General features: G+C 37.5%; 15 protein-coding genes. 13 read left to right on the forward strand and 2 right to left on the reverse strand.

Annotated features, from left to right (window positions below; genetic code table 11):
• Window positions 1-129: 129 nt before the first annotated feature.
• On the reverse strand, window positions 130-1,401 hold the full coding sequence (locus tag HNR27_RS16050; protein WP_212919601.1) for an NCS2 family permease: 1,272 nt from the start codon (window positions 1,399-1,401) through the stop codon (window positions 130-132).
• Between the two features lie 147 nt (window positions 1,402-1,548).
• On the opposite strand from HNR27_RS16050, the gene sdaAB reads away from it, so the two are divergent.
• The 9 genes from sdaAB (at window position 1,549) to rnc (ending at window position 9,533) form a co-directional block, all read left to right on the forward strand.
• On the forward strand, window positions 1,549-2,211 hold the full coding sequence (gene sdaAB, locus HNR27_RS16055; protein WP_429340498.1) for an L-serine ammonia-lyase, iron-sulfur-dependent subunit beta: 663 nt from the start codon (window positions 1,549-1,551) through the stop codon (window positions 2,209-2,211).
• An 11-nt stretch (window positions 2,212-2,222) separates the two neighbouring features.
• Window positions 2,223-3,098: an L-serine ammonia-lyase, iron-sulfur-dependent, subunit alpha gene (sdaAA, locus tag HNR27_RS16060; RefSeq protein WP_429340499.1), complete on the forward strand. Its 876-nt coding sequence runs from the start codon at window positions 2,223-2,225 to the stop codon at window positions 3,096-3,098.
• Between the two features lie 15 nt (window positions 3,099-3,113).
• Complete coding sequence (gene recG / locus HNR27_RS16065; protein WP_429340500.1) at window positions 3,114-5,147, forward strand: ATP-dependent DNA helicase RecG; 2,034 nt, start codon at window positions 3,114-3,116, stop codon at window positions 5,145-5,147.
• A 106-nt stretch (window positions 5,148-5,253) separates the two neighbouring features.
• Window positions 5,254-5,832, forward strand: a complete 579-nt coding sequence (gene fapR, locus HNR27_RS16070) for a transcription factor FapR (RefSeq protein ID WP_212919605.1) — start codon at window positions 5,254-5,256, stop codon at window positions 5,830-5,832.
• Window positions 5,829-6,836 (forward strand): phosphate acyltransferase PlsX, encoded by a 1,008-nt coding sequence (gene plsX / locus HNR27_RS16075; RefSeq protein WP_429340501.1) that lies wholly within the window; start codon window positions 5,829-5,831, stop codon window positions 6,834-6,836. Before fapR ends, plsX begins: the two co-directional genes overlap by 4 nt.
• On the forward strand, window positions 6,833-7,771 hold the full coding sequence (fabD, locus tag HNR27_RS16080; protein ID WP_429340502.1) for an ACP S-malonyltransferase: 939 nt from the start codon (window positions 6,833-6,835) through the stop codon (window positions 7,769-7,771). Before plsX ends, fabD begins: the two co-directional genes overlap by 4 nt.
• A complete protein-coding gene (gene fabG, locus HNR27_RS16085; protein WP_429340503.1) occupies window positions 7,771-8,511 on the forward strand; it encodes a 3-oxoacyl-[acyl-carrier-protein] reductase in 741 nt (246 codons plus the stop codon). Before fabD ends, fabG begins: the two co-directional genes overlap by 1 nt.
• Before the next feature lie 33 nt (window positions 8,512-8,544).
• Window positions 8,545-8,781 carry an acyl carrier protein gene (gene acpP, locus HNR27_RS16090; protein WP_010093481.1) on the forward strand — a complete coding sequence of 79 codons (237 nt, stop codon included), beginning with the start codon at window positions 8,545-8,547 and terminating at the stop codon, window positions 8,779-8,781.
• A 68-nt stretch (window positions 8,782-8,849) separates the two neighbouring features.
• Window positions 8,850-9,533 carry a ribonuclease III gene (gene rnc / locus HNR27_RS16095; protein WP_429340504.1) on the forward strand — a complete coding sequence of 228 codons (684 nt, stop codon included), beginning with the start codon at window positions 8,850-8,852 and terminating at the stop codon, window positions 9,531-9,533.
• A gap of 74 nt (window positions 9,534-9,607) precedes the next feature.
• Here rnc and HNR27_RS16100 read toward each other — a convergent pair whose 3' ends face one another.
• Window positions 9,608-9,829 carry a DUF1128 domain-containing protein gene (locus HNR27_RS16100; protein WP_429340505.1) on the reverse strand — a complete coding sequence of 74 codons (222 nt, stop codon included), beginning with the start codon at window positions 9,827-9,829 and terminating at the stop codon, window positions 9,608-9,610.
• Between the two features lie 194 nt (window positions 9,830-10,023).
• On the opposite strand from HNR27_RS16100, the gene smc reads away from it, so the two are divergent.
• From smc to ffh, 4 genes are all read left to right on the forward strand, one after another.
• Entirely contained in the window at window positions 10,024-13,590 is a 3,567-nt protein-coding gene (gene smc, locus HNR27_RS16105) for a chromosome segregation protein SMC (protein WP_429340506.1), read from the forward strand.
• Window positions 13,591-13,606: 16 nt separating this feature from the next.
• A complete protein-coding gene (ftsY, locus tag HNR27_RS16110; protein ID WP_429340507.1) occupies window positions 13,607-14,611 on the forward strand; it encodes a signal recognition particle-docking protein FtsY in 1,005 nt (334 codons plus the stop codon).
• A 141-nt stretch (window positions 14,612-14,752) separates the two neighbouring features.
• Window positions 14,753-15,079 carry a putative DNA-binding protein gene (locus tag HNR27_RS16115; protein ID WP_212919613.1) on the forward strand — a complete coding sequence of 109 codons (327 nt, stop codon included), beginning with the start codon at window positions 14,753-14,755 and terminating at the stop codon, window positions 15,077-15,079.
• A 13-nt stretch (window positions 15,080-15,092) separates the two neighbouring features.
• Complete coding sequence (gene ffh, locus HNR27_RS16120) at window positions 15,093-16,442, forward strand: signal recognition particle protein (RefSeq protein ID WP_212919614.1); 1,350 nt, start codon at window positions 15,093-15,095, stop codon at window positions 16,440-16,442.
• The last annotated feature ends 171 nt before the right edge of the window (window positions 16,443-16,613 follow it).

The following is a 16,613-nucleotide window of genomic DNA, read 5'->3' on the forward strand; positions in this document are numbered from 1 at the left end:
TCTCTATTATACGATTGGAGATTCTTTTGTTACATCCCTAGAAGGTTTATTTTCACACAGGCAGAGCCTGTGGTTTTAAAAGCATTAATAAAAAAGATTCACCATGACAAATGGTGAATCTTTTTTTATTTATATTCCAGTTATCTTCAATACAAAATCGCAAATAAATAAGAAAGATATGATGATTATAGCCATTGACAGATCCTTCTTTTTACCTAAGGCAATCTTCACGATAGGATAAGCAATAAAGCCAAATGCCATTCCATCTGCAATGCTGTACGTAAATGGAATCATTACAATAATTAGAAATGCTGGTATAGCTTCAGATAAATTATCTAATGGTATGTGACGGATATTTTGTACCATGATAAAACCAACGATAATTAATATCGGGCTAATCGCTGCATTAGGAATCATCGAGATCCATGGAATAATGAATATGGTTGCTAGGAATAATCCACTTGCAACTAGAGCTGTTATTCCAGTCCTCCCTTTTGATGCAATCACTGCTGCATTTTCCGCTGCGGATACAGTAGGGGATGTCCCAAAGAATGCGCAGGTTAAAGTCGAAATTGCTGTTGCACGGTAACCAGCACCGTACGACTCTTCACGATTTAACATGGTAACCTGTCCATTTATAAGTCCCATATTTTCAAAAATCAGTATCATTGCTAAAGGAAAAACTGCAAGCCAAAATGACAAGTCACTAATAGCGGTAAATGATGGTACGTAAAGTAAAGAAGTAGAACTAATATCAATAGTGTTTCCTCTAGGCTCTAGAATACCAAACAAGGAAGCTAATATAGTTCCAATTACCATCGTAATTAGAAAATTAGCAGGAACATTTTTCACAAACAAAAATATCGCGATAAAAAGGGTAATTAGACTCACAAGAATAGCAGGTGAGCCGAAGTCACCAATTGCAATAATTGTGTTCGTTCCATTGTGAATCAGTCCACTTTTTTCTAGTCCAATTAAGATTAAGAAAAATCCTAAACCAACACTAATCGCATGCTTCAACGAATCGGGAATTGCTTCTTTTAATAGAGTTCCCAGTTTCGTAAAGGCAGTAACTAAAAAGATTAACGATGCAATTAGTACTACTAAGAGTCCTTCTTGGAAGGTTAAACCATTTCCTTGAATAATAGAATATGCAAATAGTGCATTAATTCCCATACCTGGTATGAGGATTAACGGTAATCTTCCGATAATACCCATTAGGACTGTCCCTATAAAACTAGCTAAAATGGTAGCAATCATTCCTGCTTGTAACGTGATACCGGCTTCACTAAGGATAGACCCATTAACAACCACGATATAAACCGTTGTTAAATATCCAATCACTCCTGCAATTATTTCATTTCTGAAGGATGCCCCATTATTTCTTGAAAATAAAGGCATGTAAATCTCCTCAAACTAACTATATCCCTCTCCCACCCGACTATAGAAACATTTACTATAAATTTCTACAATCCATGAATGATTATTATAATAGTTTTTGTTATAATTTACAATAGGCTTCACATTTGAGATAAAGGCGGTGCATTTATGAAATATAACTCCGTATTCGATATTATTGGCCCTGTTATGGTAGGACCTTCTAGTTCTCATACTGCAGGTGCTGCAAGAATAGGATTAACAGCTCGTCGTTTATTTGGTAAAGAACCAAAATGGGCAAAAATTCATTTATATGGATCATTTGCAAAAACCTATCAAGGTCATGGAACTGATTTTGCTCTTGTAGGTGGACTACTGGGCTATGAAACAGACGATACACGAATGAGTAAAGCGTTAGATGCTGCAAATGAGAAGGGAATCGCTATCGAATTTATTGAGGATAGTGCGAAGACAGATCATCCTAATACTGTTCGATTAATTATTGGTGACGATAAAGAAAGCTTGGAAATAGTCGGTATTTCTATTGGTGGAGGAAAGATTGAAATTATCGAATTAAATGGCTTTGAGCTTAGACTTTCCGGCAATCATCCAGCAATTCTGATTATGCATAATGACCGTTTTGGAGCAATTGCTTCCGTAACGAAAATATTAGCCAAACATGAGATTAATATTGGACATATGGAAGTAAATCGTAAAGATATCGGGAAAGAAGCGTTAATGGTCATTGAAGTCGATCAAAATGTTGATGATACGATATTACTAGAATTAAAAGAAGCAGATCATATTATACAAATTTCAAAGATTGTTAGCTAGGAGGGATAAGATTGTTTCGGACTGTTGCTGAATTGGTAGAAATTGCAGAAAAAGAAGATATCCTCATATCAGAGGTTATGATACGGCAGGAAATGGATGTTAAAAATAAGACACGTGATGAAGTTTTTGTGGAAATGGAAAAAAACCTCCAGGTCATGGAAAAGGCAATTGAAGATAGTTTAAAAGGAGTCCAGTCTGTTACTGGGTTAACAGGTGGAGACGCCGTGAAAATTCAAACATATATGCGAGAAAAAAAACCATTATCTGGCCAACTAATGTTAGATGCGGTTAGTAAAGCAATGGGTACAAATGAAGTAAATGCAGCAATGGGAGTTATTTGCGCTACTCCTACAGCTGGTAGTGCAGGGTGTGTACCTGGTACATTGTTTGCCGTAAAAGAACAATTAAATCCAACCCGTGAACAAATGATTCGCTATTTGTTTACAGCAGGTGCTTTTGGTTTAGTAGTAGCAAATAACGCTTTCATCTCTGGTGCAGCAGGTGGCTGCCAAGCCGAGGTTGGATCTGCAGGTGCAATGGCTTCTGCTGCTATAGTAGAAATGGCAGGAGGCACACCACAGCAATCAGCCGATGCGTTTGCCATGACGCTAAAAAACATGCTTGGCCTCGTATGTGATCCTGTTGCGGGTCTTGTTGAAGTACCTTGTGTGAAGCGGAATGCTGGTGGGTCAGCATTGGCAATAGTTTCTGCTGATATGGCATTAGCTGGTGTTCAGAGTCGTATTCCTTGTGATGAAGTAATTGGCGCGATGTATCGAATTGGACAACAAATGCCATCTTCTTTACGTGAAACAGGTGAAGGCGGTTTAGCAGATACACCAACAGGTAGATTCTTAAAGGAAAAGATTTTTGGTATGTCAGTTTAGAAAGAGTGATTTCTTATGTTACGTAACTCTGTAATAGAAATTAAAGGCGTTGGGGAAAAATTTGCCGAGGATTTGCAGGCATTAAATATTTATACAGTGGAAGACTTATTGTTTTATTTCCCCTCAAGATATGATGTGCTAGAAATATTACCGCTAAGTGATTTAGTACATGAGGATAAGGTAACCATTGAGGGAAGGGTTCTAAGTGCACCTTCTCTTTCTTTTTATGGAAGAAAAAAATCAAGACTTAGTTTTACAATTGAAGTAGAAGATATTGCTGTAAAGGCAGTTATGTTCAATAGAGCTTTTGCAAAGAAGCAAATTCAAGTAGGGGATACAGTAACGTTAACTGGTAAGTGGGATGCACATCGATTGCAAATTACGGTAAGTAATTATGCAAAAGGTTCATTAGAGAAAGAAACAAAGATTCATCCCATATATTCTGTAAAAGGAAATGTCACGAGTTATAAACTTAGAAAAGCTATTGAACAAGCAATTAACGAATATGCTGATCAAATTATTGAAATATTACCAGATGATATGCTTCAGGCTTATAAGATTCCGAGCCGCAAAGCTGCTATCAAAACGATGCATTTTCCAGAAAGTCGGCTCTCCTTAAAGCATGCTAGGAGAAGGCTTACTTATGAGGAGCTATTGCTCTTTCAATTGAAAATGCAGGTGTTACGAAAAAGAAGACGGGAAGCTTCTGTTGGAAATTCCCAGAGCTATGACCCATTGAAACTTCAAGATTTTATTGATTCATTCCCATTTTCATTAACGAATGCACAGCATAAGTCATTACAGCAAATATTAACGGATATGAAATCGCCATACCGAATGAATCGGTTACTACAGGGTGATGTAGGCTCTGGGAAAACTGCTGTTGCTGCAATTTCCCTTTATGCAGCTATTACGGCAAATAAGCAGGGGGCGTTAATGGTTCCAACGGAAATACTTGCAGAACAACATTTTGAGTCATTGCAGAAGCTTTTTGGTGAAAGAGCTAGAATTGAACTGTTAACTGGATCTATCAAAGGAAAACGGCGTAAAGAAATACTTTCTGAAGTGGAGAAGCATCGAGTTCAGATTCTTGTCGGGACACATGCATTAATTCAGGAGGATGTGTTTTTTGATGATTTAGGGTTAGTTATCGTAGATGAACAGCACCGCTTTGGAGTAGAACAAAGACGTGCCTTAAGTAATAAGGGCCTTCATCCTGATGTATTATTCATGACGGCAACACCAATACCAAGAACACTTGCTATTACAGCATTTGGTGATATGGATGTATCAGTCATAAATGAAATGCCTGCAAGAAGGAAAGAAATTGAAACATACTGGACCAAGGCAAATACATTTGATCGGGTACTTGGTTTTATTCAAAAACGTGTAGATAATGGTGAACAGGCATACATCATTTGTCCACTTATTGAAGAATCCGATAAACTTGACATTCAAAATGCCGTTGATTTGTATCAAGAATTAGTAGATTTTTATCCGCCACAAGTTCGGGTTGGATTAATGCATGGGCGGTTACGTGCAGATGAAAAGGAAGAAGTAATGAAAGATTTTGCAGCTAATCGGATACAGGTCCTAGTATCAACTACCGTAGTAGAGGTAGGCGTCAATGTACCAAATGCCACTATTATGGTAATTTATGATGCCGAACGATTTGGGTTATCACAGCTTCATCAGCTTCGTGGAAGGGTGGGGCGTGGTGATAAACAAAGTTATTGTATTTTAATTGCCGACCCAAAAGGAGATACAGGTAAAGAAAGAATGCGGATTATGACGGAAACGAATGATGGATTTGAACTTTCGGAGCAGGATTTAAAATTACGTGGCCCTGGTGACTTTTTTGGAACAAAGCAGAGTGGATTACCAGACTTCAAGGTTGCTGATATGATTCATGATTACCGAGCGCTGGAGATCGCACGAAATGATGCTCAGGAAATTATTGAATTTGATCTGTTGGACAAGGACCCGGATTATAATAATTTACGAATTCTACTAGAAAATGAAGGGGTATTCGATACGAAGCTGGACTAATCTCGCTTGCAAATTTATGATTGTTCGTATATATTACTATTAGTACCAAGTCATAATAGTAGCATGTATTATCATGACGAATAAAAATAGATGGATGGTGCTTTAAGTGAGATTACCAAAGGTAAAGAGGCAAGAGCGTTTACAGGAAACAATAGAAGAAACCCCGTTCATTACTGATGAAGATTTAGCGAAAAAGTTTGATGTCAGTATACAAACTATTCGATTAGACCGTATGGAATTGGCGATCCCAGAGTTGCGTGAACGAATAAAAACAGTCGCTAAGAACCAATGGAATGAAACCGTCCGGTCATTACCACTTGAAGACGTTATTGGGGAAATAATTGATTTAGAATTAGATAAACGTGCGATTTCCATTTTAGATATTGGTAAGGAACATGTTTTTACAAGAAATAATATTGCAAGAGGACATCATTTATTTGCACAAGCTAACTCTCTCGCTGTTGCAGTCATTAATGACGAATTAGCACTGACAACGAAATCTGAACTGAATTTTAAACGGCAGGTACATCAAGGTGAGCGAGTAGTGGCAAAGGCATTTGTGCACGGAGTAAATGAAAAAGGTCTTACCGTTGTTAAAGTTGATAGTTATGTAGACAGTGAACTGGTTTTTACTGGAGAATTTCATATGTATCGGTCAACTGAGAAAAGAGGAGAATCAAAATGAAGATTGCAATAGATGCCATGGGGGGCGACCATGCACCGAAAGAGATTGTACTTGGTGCGATGGATGCTGTAAGGGAAATTCCCAATTTACATATAACATTAGTTGGACATGAGGATGAGATTAAGCAATTCTTAACTAACGCAGAGCGAATCGAAATTATTCATGCAGATGAAGTAATAACAGGTGATGATGAACCTGTTCGGGCTGTTAGAAAGAAGAAGAATTCTTCCCTTGTTAAAATGGCGGTTGAAGTAAAGGAGAATAGAGCAGATGCATGTATTTCAGCTGGAAATACTGGTGCGCTCATGAGTGCGGGTTTATTTGTTGTTGGACGTATTCCAGGCATTGACCGACCTGCATTATCACCAACTCTTCCTACATTAGATGGCAAGGGCTTCCTGATGTTAGATGTAGGGGCAAATGTCGAGGCAAAGCCTTCACATTTACTGCAATATGCCATCATGGGTTCTGTATATGCAGAAAAAGTACGTTCGATTAATAACCCTAAAGTTGGGTTACTAAATGTTGGAACAGAAGATGGTAAAGGAAATGATTTGACGAAAAAGGCATTTGAGTTAATGAAAAAAGCGCCTATTAATTTTATAGGAAATGTAGAAGCTAGAGATTTACTAGAAGGTGTAGCAGATGTCGTTGTGACCGATGGTTTTAGTGGTAATGTTGCCTTAAAAACTATTGAAGGTACAGCATCGGCATTATTTTCCATGATCAAAGAAACCTTTATGTCATCTTTTAAAACGAAGATTGCTGCAGGAATGTTAAAAGGTGATTTGAAGGGATTAAAAAATAAATTAGATTACTCAGAGTATGGTGGGGCAGCACTATTCGGGTTAGCAGCTCCGGTAATTAAGGCACATGGTTCTTCTAATCGTAGAGCAATCTACAGTGCGATTAAACAAACATGTAATATGGTAGAAAATCATGTAACCGAAACGATTAAAGATACTGTTGAGGCTATGCAAGCGAATGAGGGGGATAATGAATGAGAAAAATGGCATTTATGTTTCCGGGCCAGGGCTCACAGTCCGTAGGTATGGGGAAGGAGATCCACGATTCCTTTCCTAGTATTCAAGAAATGTATGTTAGAGCAAATGAAGCAATAGGAAAAGATTTGAAGCAAATAATGTTTGAAGGGCCTACTGAGGAGCTTACTGAAACAGAAAATGCACAACCAGCATTATTACTATCAAGTATTGCATTATTTAGCTTATTAAAAGAAGCAAATATAGAGCCAAATATGGTTGTTGGTCATAGCTTAGGAGAGTATAGTGCATTGGTAGCAGCTGGCGCAATTTCGCTTGAAGAAGCATTACCTTTAGTCGCAACACGAGGTAGACTAATGGAACGTGCTTTTCCAAAGGGACAAGGTACCATGGCAGCAGTTTTGGGGTTAACGGTAGAAGCTATCGAAGAAGTAATTGGGACAATTACAGATGAGGTAGTTGATATTGCCAATTTAAATTGTCCTGGACAAATTGTTATTTCTGGATCGCAAAAAGGAGTAGAAAAGGCGACAGCTCTTTTGAAGGAGAAGGGCGCTAAACGGGTGCTTCCATTAAATGTTAGTGGTCCATTTCACTCTAGACTGATGAAGACAGCTAATGAGGATTTCTCCACATATTTAAATCGCGTTACAATACAGGATGCTGATGTACCAGTATTTGCTAATGTAACAGCAGAACCTGTAACGAATCACCAGGAAATTAAGGAATTACTATTAAAGCAATTATATTCTCCGGTCCGTTTTGAGGAATCTGTCCGTAATATGATCGCTCAAGGTGTAGATGCTTTTGTAGAAGTTGGAAACGGGAAGGTCTTAAGCGGCTTAGTGAAAAAAATTGATAAGACAGCAACTATTTTCACGATTCAGGATGAAACTTCCTTACAAGATTTTATTACCTGGTATAAGGGGGAGGAATAATGTTAACTGAAAAGACAGCTATCGTGACAGGTGGTTCACGAGGGATTGGCAAGGCAATTGCCATAGAATTGGCGAAGAATGGCGCTAATGTAGTTGTAAATTATGCTGGAAATGAAGCTAGGGCACAAGAAGTTGTCGAAGAGATCATCGGATTGGGAGTTCAAGCAATAAAGGTACAAGCAGATGTTGCCAATGAAGCTCAAGTGAAAGAATTAATGCAAACTACTATAGATACCTTTGGAAGTATTGATATACTGGTTAATAATGCTGGAATTACTCGCGACAACTTACTAATGAGAATGAAAGAAACTGAATTTGACCAAGTTATAAATACAAATCTTAAAGGTGTTTTCATTTGTACAAAAGCTGTAACAAGACAAATGATGAAACAGCGTTCAGGTCGTATTATCAATGTTGCTTCCATTGTGGGAGTAAGTGGAAATCCAGGACAGGCTAATTATGTAGCAGCAAAAGCAGGAGTTATAGGTCTTACTAAAACAACCGCAAAAGAGCTTGCTTCACGTAATATTATCGTTAATGCAGTCGCTCCAGGGTTCATTTCTACTGACATGACCGATGAATTAACAGATGAACAAAAATCTGGAATGCTTGAATTAATTCCTCTTGCAAGATTCGGACAACCAGAAGATGTGGCTAAAGTTATTCGCTTTTTAGCATCCGATGATGCAAGTTATATTACGGGTCAAACCATACATATTGACGGTGGGATGGTTATGTAACTACAATTACCTTTGAAGGGAGGTGAACGAAGTATGGCAGACGTATTTGATCGTGTAAAAGAAATTATTGTTGATAAATTAGATGTTGAAGAATCAAAAGTAACGATGGAAGCTTCATTTAAAGATGATTTAGAGGCTGATTCATTAGATGTTGTTGAGCTTGTAATGGAGCTCGAGGATGAATTTGACATGGAAATTGCTGATGAAGAAGCAGAGAAAATTAACACTGTTGGTGATGCTGTAAATTACATAAAAAATTTACAGGGATAATATAAGAAGCTAGAGAGGTCTCGCGTTCATGCGAGACTTTTCCATACAACAAGAGGTGACTGGTCTATATGAATCGTGAGAAATTAGAGACCTTGTTAAATATTAAATTTAAACGTATCAAAACAATTCAACAGGCATTTACCCATTCATCTTATGTGAATGAGCATCGTGAGTTAAACTATTCCGATAATGAACGGTTAGAATTTTTAGGAGATGCTGTATTAGAGCTTGGGGTTTCTCAATACCTCTATCAAAAATATCCTACAATGCCTGAAGGAGAAATGACAAAACTACGTGCTTCTATCGTTTGTGAACCTTCACTGGCATCTTTTGCACGTGGGCTAGATTTTGGAAGTCACATACTTTTAGGTAAAGGCGAGGAAATGACTGGAGGAAGAAACAGACCTGCATTACTAGCGGACGTTTTTGAGGCATTTCTGGGTGCGCTTTATTTAGATCAAGGATATGAAATTGCGTTAGACTTTCTAGAAAAGCATGTATTTCCTAAAATAGACACAGGTGCTTTTTCGCATGGGATGGATTATAAAAGCAAGCTACAGGAAATTATTCAACAAGACAAAAATCAAACGATTGAATATCAAATAGTAGAAGAAAAAGGGCCTTCTCATAATAAAGAATTCGTTGCTGAGCTTTTAATTAATCAAAAGCTATATGGTTCGGGAATTGGAAGGACAAAAAAAGAGGCAGAACAACGAGCAGCTAAGGATGCACTAGATAAATTAGGTGTATAAATGGAGAAATACGTAAGGTATTCGAAGAAAGACTGTGTTCATCGTGAACAGCAGTCTTTCTTAATTTATTACAATTATTTTCGAACATGACGTAATTCCTCAATGAATGCTTGAGTTTCGAAAGCAGATAAGCTCCCTTTTTGTATAATAACGTCATACATAAATTTGATATCTTCATATTTTGAAAGATCATAGTCATTAGGGTTTAATAGGCTACGATTAACAACGGATAATCGTTTAGCCATGTCTTCCAATATATATGTTAAATTTTCCATGGAAGGATTTTCTAAGTCCATAATACACCTCTTTATACGTTTAATAGAGTAAAAAACAGGGACACACTTCTTTTGTGTCTACGATTATGATAAAATAAATGCGTTAAAAAGCCAATCTATAACTGTTTAATATAGAAATTTATATAATTCGAGTATAAAAAGAGAAAAGGAAACTAAATCTGAATAAAGATTTTTTTTCCTATAGGAGAATGTCTATGTATTTAAAGCGATTAGAATCTGTTGGGTTTAAATCCTTTGCAGAACGAATAAATGTTGAATTTGTTCCCGGTGTTACAGCGGTTGTAGGCCCTAACGGAAGTGGTAAGAGTAATATTACAGATGCGATGCGCTGGGTATTGGGGGAACAATCAGCAAAATCGTTACGTGGATCCAAAATGGAGGATATTATTTTTCAAGGAAGTGATACTAGAAAACCACTAAATGTTGCCGAAGTAACACTTGTCCTTGATAATAGCGATCATGCATTGCCACTAGATTTTGATGAGGTAAGTGTAACAAGAAGAGTTTATCGTTCTGGTGATAGTGAGTTTTATATTAATAAACAGTCTTGTCGGTTAAAAGATATTGTCGATTTATTCTTAGATTCTGGACTTGGAAAAGAAGCATTTTCTATCATAAGTCAAGGTAAAGTTGAGGAAATCCTTAGCTCCAAAGCAGAAGAACGAAGAACCATTTTTGAGGAAGCGGCAGGCGTACTTAAATATAAACAGCGAAAGAAAAAAGCGGAATATAAGCTGGCAGAAACACAAGAGAATTTAAATCGTGTAGAAGATATTATTTATGAAATTGAAAGTCAATTGGAACCTTTAAAAGCCCAGGCTGAAACAGCAAAAGAATATTTACACCAAAAAGAGTTATTAAAAAACCATGAAATTTCCTTACTGATCACAGAAATTGAACTCTTGCATGATGAATGGCAAGCTATATTAAAAGAAATAGAATCTGAAAAAATGGCAGAAATCGAATTGAAGACTGGTATTCAGAAGAAGGAAGCAGCTCTTACTAGTGAGAGACAGGAAATTGATCGAATCGATGATAAAATTAATGAATTACAGGAACGTCTGCTAATCACTACACAGCAGCTGGAACAATATGAGGGAAAGAAACAGGTTTTTCATGAACGAACAAAGCATTATACTGAAAATAAAGAAAAGCTTGTAGCAGATAAAGAAGAAGCTGAGCGCAGGATTTTCATCTTAGAATCCGAACTTAAAGAAGAAGAGATTAAATTACAATCATTAATAGAGACCAGGCAAAAAACGAAATATGTTGTGGAAGAGTTAAGGCGAAAACTGACCACAGATAAAGAAAGCTTAGCAGAGCAAATTGAGGATCTAAAATCTGAATATATTGAGTTCTTGAACCAACAGGCAGCAAAACGAAATGAAAAGCAGTCTATCGCACAACAACTACAACAAATTACTGGCAAAAAAGATATCCAAGAAGAAAAGTTCCATGATTTGCTGAAGCAAAGAGAAATTTATACAAAAAACCTTGATGAAGCTACCAAGACTCTTCAAACGATTGAGGCTAATTATCGGGAGAAGGATGAGTCCATCAGGAATTTAAAACTGGATATCGAGAAGCGACGTAAACAATATCAGGAATCACAGACAAAGCTATTCCAAGGCTATCAATTGATAGAAAAACTTAAATCGAAAAAAGAAATGCTAGAAGAGATGAAGGAGGACTTTCAAGGATTCTTTCAAGGAGTTAAAGCTGTCTTAAGAGCTCGAGACGAAGGGAAACTATCTTCCATTCATGGTGCTGTTATTGAATTAATCGATGTACCTAAAGAATACATAACAGCAATAGAAACAGTTCTTGGTGGACAAGCTCAGCATATCGTTGTAGAGAACGATGAGGCAGCAAGACAAGCAATTAATTGGTTGAAAAAAACAAATGGAGGTAGAGCAACATTTCTACCATTAGGATCAATACAGCCAAGATTTATCCCAAGTGATGTATTGTCACAAATAGAATCACATCCCGGATATGTAGGTATAGCTGGGAAACTTGCAAATACCAATAGTGCTTTTCAAAAGTCGGTCGACCATTTAATGGGGCATGTGGTTATTGCAAAAACGTTAAAGGATGCCAATGAAATTGCGCGAATTACCTTGAGAAGGTATCGTGTCGTTACCTTAGATGGTGATGTTGTACACCCGGGGGGATCCATGTCAGGTGGTGCACAGAAAAAGACCAATCAATCCTTGTTCACTAGAGAAAAGGATCTAGCTGAGCTGACTGAAAAATTAGCAGATTACGAAGCGAAAGCAGTTGATTTTGAGAAGCAGGTTCACGTGCAGAAACACAAAATAGCAGAACTGGAGGTAGCACTTCAGAATCTAGAGGACACGTTATCAGACGACCAATTCCAGCTCCAAGAAGCAAGAGCCGCCCATAAAGAACTAGAATTAAAACTAGCATCCTTAAAGGATAGTCTTTCTATCTATGATCAAGATAAAGAACAATATCATCTTGATATGAGAACTTTAGAAGATAGAGACAGTCAACTAAATGATGAATTAAATCAAATTGAGGAACAGTTACAAAAGCTAAACGCTCAAATTGACCTGTTAGCAAAAGAAGAGGTTGAATTTAAAGAAAATCAAGATCTACTACAGCAGGATTATCATAAGTATCAAGTACAGCTTGCAGAGCAAGAAGAGCGTGTAAAATACCAACAGGAAAATCAAAGTAAGCTGCAGGAACAACTGAATGAAATAAAACAGCGTCAACGCACTTTAGAGAATGAACTTGACGAGCTAGTACAATTATCCGAATCTCATGAGACTGAAGAGGAAATCAGCGAGAAGGTAATGGAGAAAAGCAATGAAAAAACAACAATTACCGAAAGCATTCAGGAACTGCGATCTGATAGGATGGAACGTACGAAAAGACTTCAGGATGATGAGAGAGAATTGAAGGAAGAAAATAAAAACCATCAAGCATTATTGGAAAAGCTACAGAAAAGAGAAGTAAAAGCGAATCGAATAGATGTAGAGCTTGAAAATCGTTTAACAGTACTTCAAACGGAATATATTATCACCTTTGAAAAAGCTAAGCAGGATTATGATAAGGTTGAAAATATCGAGGAAGCAAAGAATGAAGTAAAAGCAATTAAACTAAAAATAGAACGACTAGGAAATGTAAATCTTGGAGCAATTGATGAGTATGAACGAATTTCGGAACGCTATACATTCTTATCGGAACAGCGTGATGACCTAGTTCAAGCAAAGCAAACTCTCTTTTCTGCTATTAAAGAAATGGATGAGGAAATGGAGCATTTATTTAGCTCGACCTTCTCGCAAATAAAAGAGGAATTTGCGATTGTATTTAAAGAATTATTTGGTGGTGGTCATGCAGAGCTAAAACTAACAGATCCAAGTAACATACTGGAAACAGGAGTAGACATCATTGCACAGCCTCCTGGTAAAAAGCTACAAAATTTAGGCCTTTTATCAGGTGGTGAAAGAGCTTTGACAGCTATTGCATTACTCTTTGCCATTTTAAGGGTTCGACCAGTGCCTTTCTGTGTTCTTGATGAGGTTGAGGCCGCATTAGATGAGGCAAATGTTGTTCGATTTGCAAAGTATGTAAAACAATATAGTGAAAACACACAATTTATCGTGATCACACATCGTCAGGGAACAATGGAAAATGCTGACGTATTATATGGTGTAACAATGCAAGAGTCAGGGGTATCCAGGTTAGTTTCAGTCCGTTTAGAAGAAACGAAAGAGTTAATGCGATCTTAGAAAGGAGTGTTAAGCAATGAGTTTTTTACAAAAACTTAAAAATAAATTTAAGCAAGATAATCAAGAAGAGGTTTCAACAAAATATAAGGAAGGTATGGAGAAAACGCGGAAATCATTTTCTGGTCGAATAAATGATTTAATTGCACGTTATCGAAAAGTTGATGAAGACTTTTTCGAGGAACTCGAGGAGGTTTTAATTTCCGCTGATGTTGGTGTTACAACGGTAATGGAATTAATAGATGAGCTGAGGTTCGAGGTACAGCGTCGAAATATTAAAGATACCAAAGAAGTGAGAGAAGTAATCTCTGAAAAACTAGTAGATATTTATTATGGAGATGACAATGAAGCGATTGAAACGTTACATCTCCTAGAGAACGGTTTAAGTGTCATATTGGTTGTCGGTGTAAATGGTGTTGGAAAAACTACGACAATTGGAAAGCTTGCACATCGATTGAAAGGTGAAGGTAAGACGGTTATGCTAGCTGCCGGGGATACGTTCCGAGCAGGTGCTATTGAGCAACTAGAAGTATGGGGCGAGCGTGCGGGTGTCGAAGTAATCAAACAAAATGAAGGTAGTGATCCAGCAGCAGTTATTTTCGACGCTATTAAGGCAGCTAAATCTCGTAATGTAGATGTGTTACTATGTGACACTGCTGGAAGATTGCAGAATAAAGTTAACTTGATGAATGAATTGGAAAAAGTTAAGCGAGTTATTGAACGAGAAATTCCAGGTGCTCCACACGAGGTCTTACTAGTTCTAGATGCAACAACTGGCCAAAACGCATTAACTCAGGCAAAAACCTTCTCTAAAGCTACGAATGTATCAGGTATTGTCTTAACTAAACTAGATGGAACTGCTAAGGGTGGTATTGTTTTAGCAATACGAAACGAGCTAAACATACCAGTTAAATTTGTTGGTTTAGGTGAAAAATCAGAGGATCTGCAAACATTTGATGCAAATGCCTTTGTATATGGACTCTTTGCAGACATGATTGAAGACGCTGCTGAATTAGAACAGTAAAATCGTTAAAATGACAATTACTTTTTGGCATCCGCAATTATATTCGGATGCCAGTTTTATCAGTACTTCTACTTGCAAAACCAGTCATCGTCCGTTATCATAATTTGTAAAGGACTTTCACTTAACAAGGGGTGTAGAGGAATGCTAGAAAAAACAACAAGAATAAATTATTTATTAGATTTTTATCAAGCATTATTAACACCCAAGCAACGAAGCTATATGGAAATGTACTATCTAGAGGACTACTCATTGGGTGAAATATCAGAGGAAGCAAATGTTTCCAGACAAGCAGTATATGATAATATTAAGCGTACAGAAGCAATGCTTGAATCCTATGAGGAAAAACTACATTTATATGAAAAATTTATGGAGCGATTGAAGATTATTCAAAAGCTAGACGAAAGAGTCACTGCAATCGGTGACGAATCGTTGATAAACTATATGAATCAATTAAAAGAATTAGATTAGGGGGATACCTTCTATGGCATTTGAAGGATTAGCCGACCGCCTGCAAAATACGATTAAGAAGATCACAGGAAGAGGTAAAGTTTCAGAGCAAGATGTAAAGGAAATGACCCGAGAGATTCGGTTAGCGTTACTAGAGGCAGATGTTAATTTCAAAGTAGTGAAGGAATTAATTGGCCGAATAAAGGAACGTGCAGTTGGCCAAGAGGTAATGGAAAGTCTTACTCCAGGTCAACAGGTTATTAAAGTGGTAAAAGAAGAATTAACAGAGCTTATGGGTGGGGAACAGAGTAAAATTGCAGTAAGTGATAGGCCACCAACAGTTATTATGATGGTAGGACTTCAAGGTGCTGGGAAGACAACAACTACCGGTAAGCTTGCTAATTTGCTTAGGAAAAAACATAATCGCTCGCCTTTACTTGTTGCCTGTGACGTATATCGTCCTGCCGCAATCAAGCAGTTAGAAACATTAGGATCACAGTTGGATATGCCTGTTTTCTCTATGGGAACAGAAGCAAACCCTGTCGATATTGCAAAAAAAGCAATGGAGAAGGCGAAGGAAGATCATCACGATTATGTGTTAATCGACACAGCTGGTAGACTTCATATTGATACGGATTTAATGGAAGAGCTAGAGCAAATAAAAGCTACCGTTCAACCAGATGAAATTTTCCTTGTTGTAGATGCTATGACAGGACAGGATGCAGTTAATGTAGCAGAAAGCTTTAATGAGCTACTTGATATTACAGGGGTTGTTTTAACTAAGCTTGACGGGGATACTCGTGGTGGTGCTGCATTATCAATTAAAGCTGTAACAGGTAAGTCCATTAAGTTTGCAGGTATGGGTGAGAAGTTAGATCAATTAGAACCATTTCATCCAGAGCGGATGGCTTCACGTATTTTAGGAATGGGTGACGTTCTAACTCTCATTGAAAAAGCTCAAGCAACAGTTGATGAAAAACAAGCGAAAGCTTTAGAGGAAAAAATGCGTACAATGTCCTTTACTTTTGACGATTTTCTAGAACAGATGAGTCAAGTAAAGAAAATGGGGCCACTGGATGATTTATTAGCAATGATACCCGGGGCTAATAAGATGAAGGGACTTAAAAATGTTCAGGTAGACGAAAAACAATTAGCTCATGTGGAGGCAATAATCCAGTCTATGACAAAACAAGAGCGAAATGATCCGTCAATTATGAATGCTAGTCGTAAAAAAAGAATCGCAAAAGGATCCGGGACATCGGTTTCTCAGGTTAACCGTTTATTAAAGCAGTTTGATGAAATGAAAAAAATGATGAAACAAATGACAAACATGCAAAAAGGCAAAAAAGGAAAAGGCTTCAAACTACCATTTAACCCGTTTTAGATTAATTGTGGTGAGTTAAGTATTTTTATTTTTTTGATACACAGAGTGATCCGAATACACGAAGACTCCTGCGGGAGGATAGGGCTAGGTGAGACCCCGCAATGCGATAGCACGAGGAGTCTCTTCAGCCGCCCGCGGAAAGCGAAGTGTATTCGGATCACGGACATCTAG

Source organism: Ornithinibacillus bavariensis (genome assembly GCF_050433565.1).
Classification (GTDB): domain Bacteria; phylum Bacillota; class Bacilli; order Bacillales; family Amphibacillaceae; genus Ornithinibacillus; species Ornithinibacillus bavariensis.

Bases quoted from the DNA above. Each gene is read 5' to 3' on its own strand.
- HNR27_RS16050 (WP_212919601.1), bottom strand. From the start codon at position 1,401: ATGCCTTTATTTTCAAGAAATAATGGGGCATCCTTCAGAAATGAAATA.
- sdaAB (WP_429340498.1), top strand. From the start codon at position 1,549: ATGAAATATAACTCCGTATTCGATATTATTGGCCCTGTTATGGTAGGA.
- recG (WP_429340500.1), top strand. From the start codon at position 3,114: ATGTTACGTAACTCTGTAATAGAAATTAAAGGCGTTGGGGAAAAATTT.
- plsX (WP_429340501.1), top strand. From the start codon at position 5,829: ATGAAGATTGCAATAGATGCCATGGGGGGCGACCATGCACCGAAAGAG.
- fabD (WP_429340502.1), top strand. From the start codon at position 6,833: ATGAGAAAAATGGCATTTATGTTTCCGGGCCAGGGCTCACAGTCCGTA.
- fabG (WP_429340503.1), top strand. From the start codon at position 7,771: ATGTTAACTGAAAAGACAGCTATCGTGACAGGTGGTTCACGAGGGATT.
- acpP (WP_010093481.1), top strand. From the start codon at position 8,545: ATGGCAGACGTATTTGATCGTGTAAAAGAAATTATTGTTGATAAATTA.
- rnc (WP_429340504.1), top strand. From the start codon at position 8,850: ATGAATCGTGAGAAATTAGAGACCTTGTTAAATATTAAATTTAAACGT.
- HNR27_RS16100 (WP_429340505.1), bottom strand. From the start codon at position 9,829: ATGGACTTAGAAAATCCTTCCATGGAAAATTTAACATATATATTGGAA.
- smc (WP_429340506.1), top strand. From the start codon at position 10,024: ATGTATTTAAAGCGATTAGAATCTGTTGGGTTTAAATCCTTTGCAGAA.
- ftsY (WP_429340507.1), top strand. From the start codon at position 13,607: ATGAGTTTTTTACAAAAACTTAAAAATAAATTTAAGCAAGATAATCAA.
- HNR27_RS16115 (WP_212919613.1), top strand. From the start codon at position 14,753: ATGCTAGAAAAAACAACAAGAATAAATTATTTATTAGATTTTTATCAA.
- ffh (WP_212919614.1), top strand. From the start codon at position 15,093: ATGGCATTTGAAGGATTAGCCGACCGCCTGCAAAATACGATTAAGAAG.